The organism is Micromonospora sp. WMMC264 (assembly GCF_027497275.1).
GTDB classification, from domain to species: domain Bacteria; phylum Actinomycetota; class Actinomycetes; order Mycobacteriales; family Micromonosporaceae; genus Micromonospora; species Micromonospora chalcea.
Map to the genome: position 1 here is coordinate 3,642,548 of NZ_CP114907.1, position 17,207 is coordinate 3,659,754.

14 protein-coding genes are annotated in these 17,207 nt (G+C 74.4%); 7 read left to right on the forward strand and 7 right to left on the reverse strand.

The annotated features are described in order from the left end of the window. The first annotated feature begins 72 nt into the window (after positions 1 to 72). From O7542_RS15570 to O7542_RS15585, 4 genes are all read left to right on the forward strand, one after another. Positions 73 to 1,677, forward strand: a complete 1,605-nt coding sequence (locus O7542_RS15570; RefSeq protein ID WP_210870961.1) for a hypothetical protein — start codon at positions 73 to 75, stop codon at positions 1,675 to 1,677. A 16-nt stretch (positions 1,678 to 1,693) separates the two neighbouring features. Beyond that, complete coding sequence (gene yaaA, locus O7542_RS15575) at positions 1,694 to 2,497, forward strand: peroxide stress protein YaaA (protein ID WP_281606478.1); 804 nt, start codon at positions 1,694 to 1,696, stop codon at positions 2,495 to 2,497. Between the two features lie 109 nt (positions 2,498 to 2,606). Further along, positions 2,607 to 3,260 carry a hypothetical protein gene (locus O7542_RS15580; protein WP_030499746.1) on the forward strand — a complete coding sequence of 218 codons (654 nt, stop codon included), beginning with the start codon at positions 2,607 to 2,609 and terminating at the stop codon, positions 3,258 to 3,260. Between the two features lie 54 nt (positions 3,261 to 3,314). Further along, positions 3,315 to 4,256 carry a TAXI family TRAP transporter solute-binding subunit gene (locus O7542_RS15585; RefSeq protein WP_083297126.1) on the forward strand — a complete coding sequence of 314 codons (942 nt, stop codon included), beginning with the start codon at positions 3,315 to 3,317 and terminating at the stop codon, positions 4,254 to 4,256. Positions 4,257 to 4,268: 12 nt separating this feature from the next. On the opposite strand, the gene O7542_RS15590 is transcribed toward O7542_RS15585, so the two are convergent. Both O7542_RS15590 and O7542_RS15595 read right to left on the reverse strand, forming a co-directional pair. Then, on the reverse strand, positions 4,269 to 5,720 hold the full coding sequence (locus O7542_RS15590; RefSeq protein ID WP_064447481.1) for a HAMP domain-containing sensor histidine kinase: 1,452 nt from the start codon (positions 5,718 to 5,720) through the stop codon (positions 4,269 to 4,271). 10 nt (positions 5,721 to 5,730) lie between these two features. After that, complete coding sequence (locus O7542_RS15595; RefSeq protein WP_043325105.1) at positions 5,731 to 6,387, reverse strand: response regulator transcription factor; 657 nt, start codon at positions 6,385 to 6,387, stop codon at positions 5,731 to 5,733. An 83-nt stretch (positions 6,388 to 6,470) separates the two neighbouring features. Here O7542_RS15595 and O7542_RS15600 point away from each other — a divergent pair, with 83 nt between their 5' ends. Continuing rightward, positions 6,471 to 6,809 carry a DUF952 domain-containing protein gene (locus O7542_RS15600; protein ID WP_043325106.1) on the forward strand — a complete coding sequence of 113 codons (339 nt, stop codon included), beginning with the start codon at positions 6,471 to 6,473 and terminating at the stop codon, positions 6,807 to 6,809. Positions 6,810 to 6,874: 65 nt separating this feature from the next. Next, the gene (locus O7542_RS15605; protein WP_030499741.1) at positions 6,875 to 7,417 is read left to right on the forward strand and encodes an acyltransferase; all 543 of its coding nucleotides are present in this window, start codon (positions 6,875 to 6,877) and stop codon (positions 7,415 to 7,417) included. 55 nt (positions 7,418 to 7,472) lie between these two features. Here the strand turns inward: O7542_RS15605 and O7542_RS15610 are convergent, their stop codons facing one another. The 3 genes from O7542_RS15610 to O7542_RS15620 form a co-directional block, all read right to left on the reverse strand. After that, positions 7,473 to 9,221 (reverse strand): CDP-glycerol glycerophosphotransferase family protein, encoded by a 1,749-nt coding sequence (locus O7542_RS15610; RefSeq protein ID WP_281604782.1) that lies wholly within the window; start codon positions 9,219 to 9,221, stop codon positions 7,473 to 7,475. A 186-nt stretch (positions 9,222 to 9,407) separates the two neighbouring features. Further along, a complete protein-coding gene (locus O7542_RS15615; RefSeq protein WP_187692571.1) occupies positions 9,408 to 10,691 on the reverse strand; it encodes a nucleotide sugar dehydrogenase in 1,284 nt (427 codons plus the stop codon). A gap of 3 nt (positions 10,692 to 10,694) precedes the next feature. Beyond that, a complete protein-coding gene (locus tag O7542_RS15620; protein ID WP_043325108.1) occupies positions 10,695 to 12,254 on the reverse strand; it encodes a glycosyltransferase in 1,560 nt (519 codons plus the stop codon). 309 nt (positions 12,255 to 12,563) lie between these two features. Here O7542_RS15620 and O7542_RS15625 point away from each other — a divergent pair, with 309 nt between their 5' ends. Beyond that, the gene (locus O7542_RS15625; RefSeq protein ID WP_064447479.1) at positions 12,564 to 13,730 is read left to right on the forward strand and encodes a hypothetical protein; all 1,167 of its coding nucleotides are present in this window, start codon (positions 12,564 to 12,566) and stop codon (positions 13,728 to 13,730) included. Between the two features lie 10 nt (positions 13,731 to 13,740). Here O7542_RS15625 and O7542_RS15630 read toward each other — a convergent pair whose 3' ends face one another. Both O7542_RS15630 and O7542_RS15635 read right to left on the reverse strand, forming a co-directional pair. Further along, complete coding sequence (locus O7542_RS15630) at positions 13,741 to 15,618, reverse strand: hypothetical protein (RefSeq protein WP_281604783.1); 1,878 nt, start codon at positions 15,616 to 15,618, stop codon at positions 13,741 to 13,743. An 11-nt stretch (positions 15,619 to 15,629) separates the two neighbouring features. Next, on the reverse strand, positions 15,630 to 17,090 hold the full coding sequence (locus O7542_RS15635) for a hypothetical protein (RefSeq protein WP_281604784.1): 1,461 nt from the start codon (positions 17,088 to 17,090) through the stop codon (positions 15,630 to 15,632). Positions 17,091 to 17,207 lie beyond the last annotated feature (117 nt).

Below are 17,207 nucleotides of genomic sequence, written 5' to 3' on the forward strand. Positions count from 1 at the left end.
ACACCGATCGGCCCTCGGAGCCGCGTTCCGCCGTGACAGACTGCGGTCGGGGCGACGACGGGGGCGTTGGTCGTGTCGACGACGAAGCGGGACCGGGTGCGGCCGCGTCCGGACGCGCCGGCGCTGGTGGCGTTGCTGCTCGGTGTGGCCGGAGTCGGCTACCGCCTGGTGCTGACGCTGCTCACGGTGCCCGCGTCGAACAGCGACGAGGCCACGTTCGGGCTGGCCGCGCTGCACATCGCCGAGCGCGGTGAGCGGCCGGTCTTCCTCTACGGCCAGCGCTACATGGGCGTGCTGGAGTCCTACCTGGCCGCGCCGCTGGTCGGCTGGGCCGGGCCGAGCTGGCCGGTGCTGCGGCTGCCGCTGCTCGCGCTCTTCGCGGTGTTCCTGTGGCTGGCGTACCGGCTGACCCGCCGCCTGTTCTCCCCCTGGCTGGCGGTCGTCGTGGTGGGCCTGCTGGCGCTCGGCTCGGAGCGGGTGGTCCGCGACCAGCTCACAGTGGTCGGCGGCCGTCCGGAGGTGAAGCCGGCGGTGCTGGCGATGCTGCTGCTCGCGGTGGCGCTCGGCGAGGAGCGGGTCCGGCACCGCTGGCTGGCCACCGGCGCGTTCGGGCTGCTCGCCGGGCTGGCGCTCTGGTCGGACTGGCTGATCGCGCCGTACCTGCTGGTGGCGGGCGTGGTGCTGGTCCTGGCCATGCCCCGGGAGCTGATCGGCTGGCCGGGCGTGCTGCTGGTGGCGGGCTTCGCCGCCGGGATCGCGCCGGTGGTGAAGGACAACATCGTCGCGCCGGCCGGGCAGGACTCGCTGTCGGTGTTCCGGGAGATCAGCACCAAGGAGGGCGTCGCGCCGTCGCTGGCCGAACGGCTGCGCGGCGGACTGCTGGAGGGGGTGCCGCTGGCGTCCGGCCTGTGCCCGATGGACGGCTGCGCGCGCTGGACGCAGTGGTTCGGCGTGCTCTACCCGGTGCTGCTGGTGGCCGCCGCCGCGCTCGGGCTGGTCGCGTACCGCCGGGCCGCCGACCACGCCGCGCGGGTCCGGGCCGCGGCGATCCTCGCGCTGGTAGTGGGCGCGGCGTTGACCCTGCTGGCGTACGTGCGCAGCCCGCTCGCCGCGACCGACCCACTCGGCAACTCCCGGTACCTGTCGGTGCTGCAGATCTCGCTGCCGGCCGTGCTGTGGCCGCTCTGGCTGGCCGCCGCGCACGCGCTGCGCAGAACCGCCGGTCCGGCCGCCCGGCTCGGCGGCGCCACGGCGGCCGTGGTGCTGGCCGGGCTGACCGCCGCGACGCTGGCCGGCACCGTGGCGTTCCTGGCCGGCGTGCCGGGCGTACGGGAGGAGGAGCGCACGGCCCGCCGCCTGGCCGACACGGTGCGGAACGCCGGTCTGCACGAGGTGTACGGGGACTACTGGACCTGCAACCGGCTGATCTTCAACACCGGGGAGACGGTCGCGTGCGGCGTGCTCGACGGGGCGCTCACGCCCGGGCAGAACCGCTATCCGGCGTACTGGCAGCGGGTAGCGCGCGCGCAACGGCCCGGGTACGTGCTGGACATCGGCTCCCCCGCCGAGCGCACGCTGCGGCGGCTGCTTGGTGACCGCGCCGACGCGGCGGTGGTGGCCGAGGTGGGCGGCAGTCGCGTGTACCACCCCGACCGTGCCGTGCGGCCGTGGCGCTGAGCCCGGCCCGTACGCTGTGCCGGTGCTCATCCTGCTGCCCCCGTCGGAGGGGAAGGCCGAGGCCGGCACCGGCCGCCGGCTGGACCTGTCCCGGCTGTCCCTGACCGAGCTGAACCCGGCCCGGGAGGCGGTGCTGACCGCGCTCGTCGACCTGTGCGCCGGGCCGGACGAGACGGCGGCCCTGGCCGCGCTGGGCCTCACCGCGGGGCAGCGCGGCGAGCTGCGCCGCAACGCCCGGCTGCGGGAGGCGGCGACGGCCCCGGCCGGGCGGCTCTACACCGGGGTGCTCTACGAGGCGCTGGGCCTGGACACGCTGCCGCCCGAGGCGCAGCGGGCGGCCCGCCGCCAGGTGCTGATCAGCTCCGGGCTGTGGGGCGCGGTACGCCTCCCCGACCGGATCCCGCCGTACCGCTGCCCGATCGGGGCGCGGCTGCCCGGGCTCGGGGCGCTGTCGGCGTACTGGCGTGGCGCGCTCGGGCCGGTGCTGGAGCCCGCCGCCGGACGCGGCCCGGTGCTGGACCTGCGCTCCGGCGCGTACGCGGCCACCTGGACGCCGCGCGGCGCGCTCGCCGAGCGGACGGTGACGGTGCGGGTGCTGCACGAGCGGACCGTGGACGGCACGCCGACCCGGTCGGTGGTGAGCCACTTCAACAAGGCGACGAAGGGCCGGCTGGTACGGGATCTGCTGCTCGCCGACGCCCGGCCGCGTACCGCCGACGCGCTGGTGGGGGCGCTGCGGGAGCTGAAGTACACGGTCGAGGAGGCGCCCCGGGCGGCCGGGCGGCCCCGGCAGGTCGACCTGGTGGTCACCGAACTCTGACCGGCGGGCTTCCCGCAAATTTTGCTCAAGGCTCGGCCGCATCGGTTCCCGACCCGGCCGTTGGCGGCAACGGTAGAGGTACCCCGACTCTGACCGAGGAGCTGCGCCGATGCTCGCCGAGCCCACCTCGCTGCTCGACCGCCCCCGCCCGTCCCCGCCGCTGGACTGGCTGACCCTGACCGACGCCTTCGAGATCGCCTGCATGGTGCGCTGCACGCCGCCGCCGGCCGCCGACGTACGCCGCCTGGACCCCGGACCGCACCGGGGCGGGATCGCCGAGTTCAACCGCGAGGACGCGGCGCACCGGATGCGGCAGCTGCTGGGTCGACTCGACGTGCCGGTGCAGCACGAACTGACCACCGGTGGCCTGCGCCGCCGCTACGAGCTGCACCGGCTGGCGGTGCCGCCGCAGCACCGGGCGGCGTACGCGAATCTGCTCACCACGGGCTGGCGGCAGGGCCGCCGGGAACTGCTCGGCGGGCCGTTCCCGGGCGCCTCGGCGGCGCGGCGGCTCTGGCGGCCCCGGCTGGCGGCGGCGGCCTGGCGGGCGGCGCTGCTCGCCGGCGGCCGGCACGTACGCCGGCACTGCCTCGGCATCCGGCTGGCCGACCGTGACCTGGCCGCGGTGCTGGTCCGCAGCGCGGCGCTGCTGGAGGTGCCGGCGGCGTTGCGGCCGGGCGCGGGCTGCTTCCTGGTGATCGTGCCCAACGGGGAGCACCGGACCCGGATCACCGAGAGCGCGGAGCTGGCCGCCGCCGGCTGACCGGCCCGGCGGCGGGCTTGCGCGGCGGCGGGTGCACGGCGCAGAGTGCAGCCCGTGAGCCGACACTGGCCTGTGCGCGCCGCCGCCCCGCTCGTGCTGGTGCTGCTGCTCGTCTCCGGCCTGGCCGGATGCCGGGACGAGCCGGCCGAGCCGACCCGGATCCGCATCGCCACCGGCAGCCCGACCGCCGTCTACCACGCCTTCGGCCAGTCGCTCGCCGCCGTGCTCAACCGGGAGCTGCCCGGGGTACGGGCCGAGGTGGTGGTCACCGCCGCCTCGGCGCAGAACGTCCGGCTGGTCGGGTCCGGCGCGGCGGAACTGGGCTTCACCCAGGCCGACGTGCTCCCGGCACGTGAACCCGAGCATCCGTCGGTGCTCGCCGTGGCCCGCGTCTACGACGACCTGCTGCACCTGGTCACCCGCGCCGGCGGCCCGATCCGCACGCTCGCCGACCTGCGCGGCCGGCGGGTCTCGGTGGGCGCCGACGGGTCCGGCACCGAGATCACCGCCACCCGCCTGCTGGAGGTGGCCCAGCTCGACGGCGACCGGATCCGCCAGGAGCACCTCGGGCTGGACGACTCGATGACCGCGCTGCGGGAGGACCGGATCGACGCGTTCTTCTTCTCCGGCGGACTGCCCGTACGCGGCGTCGCCGACCTGGCCGAGCGGACCTCGCTGCGGATCGTGGACCTGGGCGAGTGGACCGAGGCGCTGCGCCGCGGGTACGGGCAGGTCTACGTGACCCGGGACATCCCCCGCTCCATGTACCAGGCGGAGCCGGTCAGCACGGTGGCGAACCCGAACTACCTGATCGTCCGCGCCGACCTGCCCGCCGCGCTGGTGCGCGACGTGACCCGGCTGCTGATGGAGCGCCGGGCGGAACTGGCCGCCGCGCACCCGGCGGCGGGCCGGATGAGCCAGCGGTCGGCGATCGTCACCACCCCGCTGCCGCTGCACCCGGGCGCGGCGCAGTGGTACCGCGCCGCGAAGCCCTGAGCTCGCGCGCGGTCAGCGGGTGGCCGGCTCGCCGTCGTGTCGCGGGCCCACTGGCTCGGCGGTCTCGGCCTCCCCGCCGGCCTCACCCGGATCGTCGGCGGGCGCCGGGAACCACAACTCGGCGACCAGGCCCCGGGGCTCGCCCCGGCGCATGGTGAGCCGGCCGTCCGAGGCGTCCACGAGCACCGCCGCGATGGTCAGCCCGAGGCCCGCGCCGTCCACGTTCTGCACGTCCGGCGCCCGCCAGAACCGTTCGGTGGCCTGGTCGAGCTGGCTGGCCGTCATGCCCGGGCCGGTGTCCCGGACGGTGAGCGTCGTACCGCCCTCGGCGGCGCGGACCGTCACCGTCACCTCTCCCCCGGCCCCGCTGAACTTCACCGCGTTGTCGATCAGGGCGTCCAGCGCCTGGTCGATGGCGGTGGGTACGGTGCGGGCGTACACCGGCTCGCCGTCCGCGTCCAGGCGCAGCGCGACGTCGCAGTGCCGGGCCAGCGGCAGCCAGGCGGACACCCGGGACGCGGCGGTGGCGGCGGCGTCCACGGTGACCCGCTGGTTCTCCTCCCGCTCGGCGCGGGCCAGGGTCAGCAGCGCGTCGAGCACGGTGGCCAGCCGGTCGGTCTCCTCCAGCGCCAGCCGGTGCTCGGCCCGCCCGTCCGCGTCGCTGAGGCTGGGACCCAGTTCCTCGACCCGCAGCCGCAGCGCGGTGAGCGGGTTGCGGAGCTGGTGGCTGGCGTGCGCGACGAAGGCGCGCTGCCGGTCCATCACGTCGGAGACCGCGTCGGCCATGTCGTTGAAGCTCGTCGCGAGCCGGCGCAGCTCGGGTGGGCCGAGCCGGGGGCGCACCCGCGCGGTCCGGCGGCCCTCGGCGATCTCGTGGGTCACCGCGTCCAGCTCGGTGACCGGGCGCAGCACCCAGCCGGCCAGCCCGAACGCGGTGGAGACGCAGGCCAGCACCGCGAGCAGGCCGATGCCGGCCAGCAGCAGCCACCACGCGCTGACGGTGCGGCGCACCCCGTCCGCCGGGCTGGTGGTCACCACCGCGCCGAGCACCTCGCCGCCGTCGTTGATCGGCACGGCCGTCACCACCGGCCCGCCGTCCCACGGCCAGACCGACTCGGGGCCGCTGAACTGCTGCCCGGACAGCGCGGTGTCGAGCGCCGCGCCGGTGCCCGCGCCCGGCTCCCAGGCCGACGAGGCGGCCACGGTACGGCGCTCCCGGTCCACCACCGCAGCACCGATGCCGTAGAGGGCGTCGTAGGCGGCCAGTTCCCCGTCGAGCGGACCGGGGCTGCCGCCGCGCAGCGCCGGGCCGGCGAGCGAGGCGAACCGGGTGGCGTCGGCGAGGCGGTCGGCGCGTACCCGGTCGGTCTCCCGGGAGGCCAGCGTGAACGCCAGCGGCGTCTCCAGGGCGATCAGGACGAGCACCATCAGCAGCAGGTAGCTGATCACCAGTCGGCGCCGCACGGGCCCCTCCTCACGCGCCGCGGAGCCGGTAACCGACCCCGCGCACGGTCTCCACCAGCGTCGCGTCGCCGAGCTTGCCGCGCAGCGACCCGACGTGCACCTCCACGGTGTGCCGGTCGGCCCAGGTGGTGCCCCACACGTCGAGCAGGATCCGCTCGCGCGGCACCGCCACCCCCGGCTGGCGGGCCAGCGAGAGCAGGATGTCGAACTCCTTGCGGGTGAGCGACACGTCCCGGCCGTCCACGCTCACCGTCCGGCCGCCGACGTCGATGCGCACCGGCCCGGCCTCGATGAGGTGACGCTCCGGGACGGTGTGCGCGGCGCGGCGCAGCACCGCCTCGATGCGCGCCTGCAACTCCACCATCGAGAACGGCTTGACCACGTAGTCGTCGGCGCCCAGCCGCAGGCCCAGCACCCGGTCGCGTTCCTCGCCACGGGCGGTCACCGCGATGATGCCGAGCTGGCTGCTGCGGCGGCGCAGCTCGCGGCACACCTCGGTGCCGTCGCCGTCGGGCAGCGTCAGGTCGAGCAGCACCAGGTCGCAGGGGGCGGCGGAGAGCGCCGCGGCGACTGTGGCGGCGTGTTCCACCTGGTAGCCGCGCCGGGTCAGCGCGGACGACAGCGCGGCGGCGACCCGACGGTCGTCCTCGACCAGGAGGATCCGCACCCGTTCCTCCCTCCGCTCGACGTGTGCCCTGCGAATGGTGGCAGACGCGCCGCCGGGACGCGAGGCCGCTCTAGGCTGCTGGCGTGATCTACAAGATTCTCTCCGACGACGAGTGGGCGCGGGCACGGGCGGACGGGCGGTTCGCCGGCACCGCGATGGACCGGCAGGACGGCTACGTCCACCTGTCCGCCGCCGACCAGGTGGTGGAGACGGCGCGGAGGTTCTTCGCCGGGGTCACCGGCCTGACCGTGCTCGCGGTGGACGAGTCCCGGCTCGGCGACGCGCTGCGCTGGGAGGCCTCCCGCGGCGGCGCGCTGTTCCCGCACCTGTACGCCGCGCTGCCGGTGGACGCTGTCGTCGCCGCGCATCCGCTGCCGGCCGACCGGCCCGCCGCCGACGCGGTGGCCGAACTGCTCGGGTGAGCGCTCGTTATGCTGCGTCGAGCCCGCCCGACGGCGCGACGCGCCCTGCCACGATGCGAGTTGAGATGACTGACAGCAACGACCGGTCCGCCTCCGTCTTCGTCCACCCGACGGCCGACGTGGAGGACGGCGCCAAGGTCGGCGACGGCACCAAGGTCTGGCACCTGGCGCACATCCGGTCGAGCGCGCAGGTCGGCGCCGGCTGCGTGATCGGCCGCAACGTCTACGTCGACGCGGGCGTCACGGTGGGCGACCTGGTGAAGATCCAGAACAACGTCTCGGTCTACCAGGGCGTGACCATCGAGGACGAGGTGTTCGTGGGTCCCTGCGCCGTGTTCACCAACGACTTCCGCCCGCGCGCCCAGAATCCGGACTGGACGATCACGCCGACGCTGATCCGGCGTGGCGCCTCGATCGGCGCGAACGCCACGCTCGTCTGCGGCATCGAGGTGGGCGAGTACGCGATGATCGCCGCCGGTTCGGTGGTGACCCGCGACGTCAAGCCGTACCAGCTGGTGGCCGGCAACCCGGCCCGGCCGAAGGGCTGGGTCGACGCCAAGGGCGAGGTCGTCTCCCGCGACGTCGACAACCCGCCGCACCAGGGCTGAATCGACGAGAAAGGGGCGACGACCGCGCCGGTCGTCGCCCCTTTCCCGGTACGCCTCAGCCGCAGAGCCGGCCGATCTCGTCCCGGAAGCGGTCCATCGGGTTCGACCCGGCCGGGCCGAGCAGGTACTCCTTCAGCTCCCGTCGCGCCCCGGTCATCGGGTCGTCGCCGGACCGCGTCACGTCGAGGATCTTCGCCAGCTCGCCGCAGTCCGCCGAGAGCAGGTACGCCGCGCGCGCGGTCGGGAACTGCCGGCGGAACTCGTCCTCGGACAGGCCGGCCGGGTTCGCCACCACGTACGGCCGCTCGCTCTGCACGAAGTCGGAGACCACGCTGGACACGTCGCTGACCAGCAGGTCGGTGACGTTGAAGCAGTCGAACAGCCCCGGCGTGCGGCCGGTGACCACCAGGTGCGCGGTCCCGTCCAGCGAGGACGGATCGGTGTCGCCGCCGGCCGCCTTGATCCGGCCCACGATGCGCTCGTGCACGGCCCGCGCCTTCGCCGACCGGCTGCCGGTCAGCGGGTGCGGCTTGTAGATCACCCGCACGTCACCGGCGGCGAGCAGCCCGGAGACGATCCGCTCCCCCATCAGCACCAGCGAGGTGTGGTACGGGTCGTCGTCGAGCCAGCCCTCCCAGGTGGGCGCGTAGAGCACGGTGAAGCGGTGGTCGGCGGCGCCGGAGCCGAACGTGTGCACCCCGGCGAGCTGCGGCCGGCCGACCTCCACGATGTCGCGGTCCAGCACGCCGACGTCGGCGCGCGCGTACCGCTCCCGCCCGGCCGGCCCGGCCACCCAGACCTCGTCGTACACCTTGCTGTACGGATTCACGCTCGCCTGCTTGTCGCTGTCGCCGTGGCCGACGAAGACGTGCTTGACGCCCGGTTCCCGCAGCAGGTGGATGTTGGCGCCGACGTTCGCGGCGTACAGCGCCACGCGCAGCGAGCTGAGGTCGAGGTTCATGAAGTCGACGCCGGCCGGCACGCAGATGACCGGCAGCCGGGTGTCGGCGAGCTGCTCGAACGCGTCAGCGGCGCGCAGCAGAACCACCGCGCGGCGGCCGGTCGCCTCCACCGGCGCGAGCCACATGTTGGCCTGGTAGACGTCCTTGGCCGGGCCGGCGAAGTAGAGCGCGACCTCGGGCCGTTCCCGGGCCATCCAGTCGTGCACGGCCGGCAGCACGCCCGGCTGGCTGCCCCGGCCGCGCAGCGCGGTCAGCGCCAGCACCGCGGCGGTGACCAGGCCGGCGGCGAGCGTCACCAGGCCGGTGACCACCACCGGGGCGACCCGGTCGAGCGCGGCGGCCGCCACCGCCGCCGGCACCAGCAGCACGTTGAGCAGCGGCATGTTCAGCCCGGCCAGCCGCCGCGCCCAGGCCGGCGGCACCGGGACGCGCCGCAGCGCGCCGAGGTCGATGTTGCGGGTGTACGCCGGGGGGTCGACCCGCCCGTCGATCACCTTCGTCACCGCGTTCGTGGCTACCGCAACGGTCCAGAGCGCGGCGGGCAGCAGCAGCACCGCGATCGTGCCGGCCACGCCGGGGCGGGCCGAGACGACCACCAGCAGGACCACCGACAGGTCCCGCACCAGCTGCCGGAAGGTCTCGCCGAGCCCGGCCTTGTCGAGCAGTTCGGCGGTCGGAGTGTGCCGCCCGGCCAGGGCCAGTTCACCGGCGAAGGCGACCACGGCGGCCACCGCGAACGGCACCACCAGGCCGAGTACTCCGGAGAGGACCATGACCGCGTAGCCGAGGAGCGTCGCGCCCACCGCGGCGAGACCCTGCTGGCTGCGAATTCTGCTCAACAACGACACGCTCCCTGTCTGCCCCGACGTCGGCCAGGTTCGATTCGGACCGCTGCGACCCTAAACGGGTCACATGACACAAGTATTGCCGGGGTGTCCGGCAGGTGAACGGCGGACGCCGATCGGCTGGTGCGACACGCGACGGCCCCGGCCGTGATCACGGCCGGGGCCCGGTACGCGCGTGTGCGGTCAGCCTCCGATGACCACCCGGCGCACGCCGGTCCAGCGCTCCGGGTCGGTGACCCGCCGGCCGTCCACGAGCACCGTCACGCCGGGCAGGTCGGCCGGGGACAGCGTGCGGTACTCCGCGTGGTCGGCCTGGATCACCGCGGCGCCGAGCGGCTCGCCGTCGTAGCCGGGCAGGCCGTGCGCGGCCAGCTCCTCGTTGCTGTACATCGGGTCCGACACGTACGGCACCGCGCCCCGGCGGCGCAGCGCCTCGACGGTCGGGAAGACGCCGGAGAAGGCGGTCTCCTTGACGCCACCGCGGTAGGCGGCGCCGAGCACCAGCACGCCGACCCCGGTCAGGTCGCCGTACGCGGCGGCGAGCAGGTCGACCGCGTACTCCGGCATGGCCGCGTTGGCCTCGCGGGCCGAGCGCACCACGGTGGCGGCCGGGTCGTTCCACAGGTACATCCGCGGGTAGATCGGGATGCAGTGGCCGCCGACCGCGATGCCCGGCGAGTGGATGTGGCTGTACGGCTGCGTGTTGCACGCCTCGATGACCTTGGTGACGTCCACGCCCACGGTGTCGGCGAAGCGGGCGAACTGGTTCGCCAGGCCGATGTTCACGTCCCGGTAGGTCGTCTCGGCGAGCTTGGCCAGCTCGGACGCCTCGGCCGAGCCGAGGTCCCACACGCCGTTGGGGCGGTTCAGGTCGGGCCGCTCGTCGAAGTCGAGCACCGCCTCGTAGAACCGGACGCCGTGCGCGGCCGACGTCTCGTCGATGCCGCCGACCAGCTTCGGGTAGCGGCGCAGGTCGGCGAAGACCCGGCCGGTGAGCACCCGCTCGGGGCTGAACACGAGGTGGAAGTCGGTGCCGGCGGTGAGGCCGGAACCCTCGGCGAGCATCGGCGCCCAGCGGTTGCGGGTGGTGCCGACCGGCAGCGTGGTCTCGTAGCTGACCAGCGTGCCCGGCTTCAGCCCACGGGCGATGGCCCGGGTGGCGTCGTCCATCCAGCCGAAGTCCGGCACGCCCTCGGCGTCCACGAACAGCGGCACGACCACGACGACCGCCTCCGACTCGGCGACCGCGGCGGCGGTGTCGGTGGTGGCCGACAGCAGGCCGGCGGCGACCGTCTCCTTCAGCTTGACGTCCAGGTCGGCCTCGCCCGGGAAGGGCACCGCACCGTCGTTCACCAGCTGGACGACCCGCTCGGAGACGTCGGCGCCGATCACCCGGTGCCCCTTGGACGCGAACTGCACGGCCAGCGGCAGACCGATCTTGCCGAGCGCGACGACGCAGATGTTCATGAACTACTTTCCTCCTCGGGGGAGCCGGCGCCGAAGACGGGCCGCGACCCGGCGAAGCGTCACCGGCCAGACGGTGAACGCCAAGTGACCTTTGTGGTTGTTGTTGATCGTGACCAGATGCAGTCGGGTGCCGTCGCGGTACACCACCCGGTGGATCAGCGGCGGCCGGAACCCCCGCACCGGGACGGCGGCGCTGTCCGCCACCCGGACCCGGACCGCCCGGGTCGTTCCCGCCGGACCGAGGTCGGCCGCCAGATCCGGGAGCCGGAACGTGGCCTCCACAGTCGTGCCCATCGGGTCGGCCGGCAGCAGCCGCACGGCGGCCTCCGCCTCGCCCACCCGCACGGACATGTCCCCGCCGACCAGGTCGGCGAGATCCGGCCGGGGACTGCGGGCGAGGATCTGCACCCGCCGGTCACCGTCGGGCCCGGTCACCGAGCGTACCGAAACCGCGGTCAGCGCGGCGAGCCACCGGCTCGCCGCCGGCTCCAACTCGTACCATTCGTCACTCAGGCCACCCGCCTCACCGAAGCCCGGGAACGCGGCGAACCAGCGCTGGTCGCGGACCACCGTCGAGGGCAGGCCGTCGGCGGCGGTCAGCCGGATGATCGCCACCAGGTCCTCCGGCCGGCCGTACGCGGCCGTGCCGACGAGCACGCGGGTGGCCGCGTCGAGCCGGTCGCGGATGCCGTCGGTGAGGTACTCCCGGACCAGCTTGCCGACCCGCGACCGGACCTGCTCCCGGGTCTCGGCGTCGAGCTTGAGGTAGTCGGGGCGGAACAGCTTCGCGATCTCCCAGGCGAAGTGGCGCCGCAGCACCGCGTCGCGCCGCTGCCCCGGCTCCACCATGTCGGCCACGAACCGGACGATGCGCTCCACACACTCCAGCCGGGCGAGATGGTCGCTGCGGTAGGTGATGTTCGTGGAGTTGAGGCGCTTGACCGCGAAGTAGTAGTCGTAGTCGGCGAGCACCGAGATGCGGGCCGCCCGCAGGCACGCCTCCAACGTGAACGGCTGGTCGCTGCCGACCGCCATGTCCTCCGGGAAGCGCAGGTGGTGACGCTCGATCAGGTCCCGCCGGAACAGCTTCGTGTTCGACAGCGAGAACGGCAGCGGCGAGTCGAACAGGTCGATGTCGGACCGGGTCCGGTCGTAGATCTCCTGGTGCACGTAGCGCTTGTTCACGCCGACCATGCGGCCGAGCACCACGTCCGAGCCCCACCGGTCGGCCGCCGACACCAGCCGCTCCAGCGCCTCGCGGCCCAGGTGGTCGTCGGCCCCGATGAAGAACACGTACCGGCCGGTGGCCAGGTCCAGCGCCCGGTTGCTCGGGGCGGCCGGCCCGCCGGAGTTGGGCTGGTGCACCACCGTCAGGACCGAGGGGTACGCCGCCGCGAACCGCTCCAGCTCCGCGCCGCTGCCGTCGGTGGAGCCGTCGTCGACCGCGACGATCTGCAGCCGGTCGTGCCCGATCGTCTGGTTGACGAGCGACTCGAGGCAGGTGGTGAGGTCCGGCATGGTGTTGTACACCGCGACGACGACCGTGACGTCCGGTCGGCTCACCGCCCGGCCGCCGTCCGGGCCGAGGTGTCGGTCGTGACGGCGCCCCGTGCCGCGGCTGCCGCCCCCAGGTCCGCCGCAGAGATCGCCCCGTCAGAACCCATGCCCGTCCGTCTCCGTGTCAACCACTGTCGCACGTGCGACCCGAGCGAGTGTACGACAAGCGCGGCGCGGGAGGCCGATGCCCGGCCGTGCCGGGAAGCCGGTGTCGCCGTTGCTACCCTGCACCCGGCTCCGGGGCAGCGCTCCCGCCGGTCGCCGACGCCCCGGACGCCGACGCCGGGGGCGAAGATCACTCGGACAGGACCACGCATGACCGCACCGACGCGCGGCCAACAGCCGCCCGCGGAGACGGTTTCCCAGCACCGGGCCTCCTTCGGGCACCGGCTGGCGACCGCCTTCCGCAACGCCCTGCCCGCGCTCGTCGGCTACGTCGCCGTGCGGGCCGTCGGGCTGGTCACGCTCTGGCTCTGGGCCCGCGCCACCGGGGCCCGGCCGGCCGCGCTGCTCACCGGGTCCGACGGCGTGTGGTACCTGCGGATCGCGCGCGACGGCTACGACGGCTACGCCCGGGTCCAGAGCGACATGGCCTTCTTCCCGCTCTATCCCCGCCTGGTCGGGGCGCTGGAGCCGTTGACCCCGCTCGGCGCGCGCGCCACCGCGCTGGCGGTCGCCGCCGTCGCCGCGCTCGCCGCCGCCTGGGGTCTGTTCGCGGTCGGCGAGCGGCTGTACGACCGCCGCGTCGGCATCCTGCTCGCCGTGCTCTGGGGCGTGCTGCCGCACAGCATCGTGCAGAACATGAGCTACAGCGAGGGGATCTTCACCGCGTTCGCCGCCTGGTCCCTGTACGCGCTGCTGCGCCGCTCGTGGCTGCTCGCCGCCGTGCTCAGCCTGTGCGCCGGACTGACCCGGCCGACCGGCTCCGCGTTGCTCGCCGTGGTCTGTCTCGCGGCGCTGATCGCGGCGTTGCGCCGCCGCGACGGCTGGCGCCCGTGGGCCGCGCTGGTGATCGCGCCGGCCGGCTGGGTCGGGTACCTGGCCTGGGTGGGTTGGCAGACCGGGCGGCCGGACGGCTGGTTCCACATCCAGGACGCCGGCTGGGGCACCACCTTCGACTTCGGCGCCGACACGGTCCGGGTGGCGCAGCGCGTGCTGGCGCAGCCCACGGCGCTGACCATGTACGTGGTGACGCTCGTGGTACTGATCGCGCTGGCGCTGTTCGTGCTCAGCGCCCTCGACCGGCAGCCCTGGCAGCTCCTGCTCTACAGCGGCCTGATCCTGCTCACCACGCTCGGCGCGGCCGGCTACTACCACGCCAAGGCGCGCTTCCTGCTGCCCGCGTTCCCGCTCCTGCTGCCGGTCGCCGTCGCGCTGGCCCGGGCCGGCTGGGCCCGGGCCGTCACCGTGCTGGCCCCGCTGCTGATCGTCTCCGCCTACTTCGGCGGCTACGTCCTGATCATCTGGAACCGGTCGCCGTGAGGCGCGCCGCTCAGTTGCTGAACGGCCGCACGTCCCAGAGCCACACGTCGTCGACCTGGCGGCCCGGCCCGTACAGGGCGTCGAGCACCACGCGCAGGTCTTCCTGCCGGCGGTGCTTGGGCAGCGCCACCGCGTCCGCCCGCCAGTAGCGGGCGTCGGCGCGGGCCTGGGCGACCTCAGCCGGCGTCACGTCGGTGCCGCGCTTGCCCTCCGCGACCAGCGTGAGCAGCTTCGCCGTCGGCTGCGGCTCGACGCCCCACCGCCCGGTCGGGTCCTCCTTGGACGTGGGGGCGAGGAAGTAGCCCTGCGGGACCGCGAACTCGGCCAGCGCCGCCGAGCCCCAGTAGACCGAGGTCATGTTCGCCACCGGCACCGGCACCAGGGTGCGGCCGGGGGCCACGTGGTCACGCCAGGTGCCGGCGGTGACGAAGTCCGGCACCGCGGGACGGCCCTGGGCCGGCAGCGGGGTGGGCAGGATCGGCACCAGCGCGGCAGCCACCGCGACGACAGCGATCCGGGCCGGCAGCCGGTCCCCGTCACGCGCGAGACTCGCCACCCGGTCCAGAGCCAGCGCCAGCAGGACACCCACGGCCATGGTGGTGATGAACCCGAAGCGGGCCACCACCACGGCGTCGAAGACCGGAAGGTGCTGCAGCAACGCGAACGGCGCCGGGATCGTGGTCCGCTCGGTGCCCCAGGTCCAGGTGGTGCCCATCGACAGCAGCGCGCACACCACGGCGACCAGGGTCAGCACCCGGACGGTGATCTCCTTGCGTAGCCACCACGCGGCGGCGACCGCCACCACCACCAGCGACCAGCCGAAGAAGCTGACCTGCTCGGTGGTGTTCGGGCCCCAGCCGCCGGCGCTGGTCGGGCTGCCGGCGATCGACTCGGTCGCGTAGCGCACGTAGGAGCCGAGCTTCAGGGCGTAGACGTCGGGGCCGCCGGGGTGCCCCATCCGGTGCTGCGGCCCGAAGAACTGCATCCACAGCGGGTACGCGGTGACGACAGCGACAAGCGCTCCGGCCACCCCCAGCCCGCCCAGCAGCCGGGGGGCGCGCCGCAACGCGACCTTCGGCGCCAGCGCGAGATGGGCCAGCGCGGCGAGCAGGCAGCCGAGCGCGAGCAGGAAGAGGATCTCCACGCTGATGAAGAACTGTGCCGCGATCAGCGCGCCGAGCACCAGCCCGTCCCGCAGCACCCGACCGCCCCGGGCCAGTGCCAGCACCCGCCAGCCGATCAGCGGCACCAGCCACTGCGCGGTCATGTGCGGGTGCCCGTTGCTGTGCGACACCAGCGCCGGCGCGAACGCGCAGAACAGGCCGCCGACGAATGCGGCGGCACGGGATCGCACCACGTGCCGGGACAGCACGTGGTACCAGGCGTAGCCGGTGCCGACCAGGTTGAGCGTCATCAGCAGCACGTACGCCGTCGGGGCGCCGAACAGCAGCGTCACCGGCGACAGCAGGATCCCGGGCAGCTGCATGCCGACGTTGGTCATCAGGTTCACGCCGTCGGGGGCGTTCTGCGCGGTGGTGAAGAACGGGTTCTCCAGGTGCCGGACCGCGTGCGCCGCGTACGCCAGCATCCACTCGTTGAATCCCTGGTCGTCCGGGCGGCTGCCGAGCAGGCGTCCGTCCGGGTTGCGCCACCCGCGGGCGGTCACCAGGAGCGCCCAGGCCAGGTAGACCGCCGCGACGACGCCGTCCCACCGGCTCCACCGCCGGACCGGCCGCTCGCCGGTCCCGTCGCCGGCCTCGGTGCGGCCGCCGTCGTCCGTCGCGGTCTCCGCCGGCTCCGGCGCCCGGCGGACCTCCGTGTCGCCGGGCGAGGTGTCGCCGGGAGTGGCCGCAGCGGGGTCGGTGGGACGGGTGTCCGGAACGGTCATGAGGCAGGAGTTTACGGCTGCGCGGCGTCGTCGCCCGGCACCCCCCGGGCCGCGCGCCCGGCGCGTCTCCACGGCCTGGTCAGCGCCGCGTCGAGCGCCGCCACGGCCAGCACCACCAGGCTGATCCGCAGGTAGATCGCCTCCTGGATGCCGAACCGGCTGTACTCCCCGGCGGACAGCATGAGGCTGGCGAGCACACTGACCAGGCTCACCACCACACCGAGCACGCCGGCCACGACGAGCCACGGCCGCCGGCGGACCGCGCCGGTGAGCACGCACGCCAGCACTGTCGCCACGACGGCGCCGGCGAGCAGAGGAAGCACCAGGTCGCGGCGCGGGTACCAGACCCTCTCGACCGCGTCCGGCAGCATCGACACCGGGCGGCCGTACGTGTGCAACTCGGTGCTGCCCAGCGCCATCGGCAGGATCCGGCCGACCATGATCTCGCGGTAGTGATCCGGCTCGGCCATCGCGTACCGGAAGCCGATTGCCATCTCGTGCTCCTCGGCCCACCGCTGCAGTTCGGGGCAGTTCGCGTACGCCTCGGAGAACTTGCGGACGTTCCACCGCCGGACCAGGCTCGGGTCCTCGATCGCCACGCACCGCGGCATGCCGAGCTCGCGGTGGTAGACCTGCCGAATCTCCGGGTCGCGCTGCACCTCGACCATCAGCCGGTAGAGGAACGTCTCGTCGGTCTGCGAGCGGCCCGACGCGCTCCACTTGGCGAACGTCTCGTCGGTGGGACCGAGCAGCGCCGCGTTCCAGCCCAGCCCGGCGCCGATCGCGACCAGCGCCACCACCGCCGCCCAGCGGTGCGGGCGGCTGCGCCACGCCAGCACCGCCAGCACCGCCGGCACCAGCGCGATGAACAGCAGCATGTCCTGCCGGACGAACATCCACCACACGGTCACCACGACCGTGGCGGCGAGCAGCGGCCACGAGCGCCGGCGTACCCAGAGCACCAGCAGGCCGAACGCGAGCAGGCCGAGGCTGATGGAGAGCGACTCGGCGGTCAGCGTGTGGTCCCACACGTAGACCGCGCGGGTCAGCGCCAGCACGAACAGCGCGACCCCGGCGCAGACCCGGGCGGTCGTGCCGCGCAGCATCGTCCAGAGCGCCAGCACGAGCACCACCCACGCCGCGGTGCTGATCAGGGCCTGCGCCCACGCGCGGGCCGGATCGCTGCCGGCGAGCGTGTAGAGCAGCGGCGTGCCCCACAGTCGCGGCGCGTGCCCGGTGAAGGAGAGCGTCGCGGTCGGGTTCGGCCCGTCGAGCAGCCCGGCGTACGACCGGGTGTCGAAGGTGCGGAACGCCTCGGCCCGCGCGGCGATACTCAGCCGCGCGGCGACGAACGCGACGACCAGACCCGCGAGCACGAGCTGCGCGGGGCGCGGCCGGGGACGCGGCCGCCGGGCGGCGGGCGGCTCAGCCGGCTCCTGCGGGCGCTCTTGAACGACCGACGACTCGACCATGACGGGATTTCCTCGCGCTCGTGCCGGCCTTGTCGGCGTCCAGAAGCGGAATGCCCCGATGTTAGCCTGGATCGCCCGCGTGGGGGTTCCCCTCACCGGCCGGCGCAGCCGGTTCCG

Coding starts and splice junctions, on each gene's coding strand:
- O7542_RS15580 (WP_030499746.1), top strand. CDS start 2,607: ATGCTCGCCGAGCCCACCTCGCTGCTCGACCGCCCCCGCCCGTCCCCG.
- O7542_RS15605 (WP_030499741.1), top strand. CDS start 6,875: ATGACTGACAGCAACGACCGGTCCGCCTCCGTCTTCGTCCACCCGACG.
- O7542_RS15615 (WP_187692571.1), bottom strand. CDS start 10,691: ATGAACATCTGCGTCGTCGCGCTCGGCAAGATCGGTCTGCCGCTGGCC.
- O7542_RS15625 (WP_064447479.1), top strand. CDS start 12,564: ATGACCGCACCGACGCGCGGCCAACAGCCGCCCGCGGAGACGGTTTCC.
- O7542_RS15630 (WP_281604783.1), bottom strand. CDS start 15,618: ATGACCGTTCCGGACACCCGTCCCACCGACCCCGCTGCGGCCACTCCC.
- O7542_RS15635 (WP_281604784.1), bottom strand. CDS start 17,090: ATGGTCGAGTCGTCGGTCGTTCAAGAGCGCCCGCAGGAGCCGGCTGAG.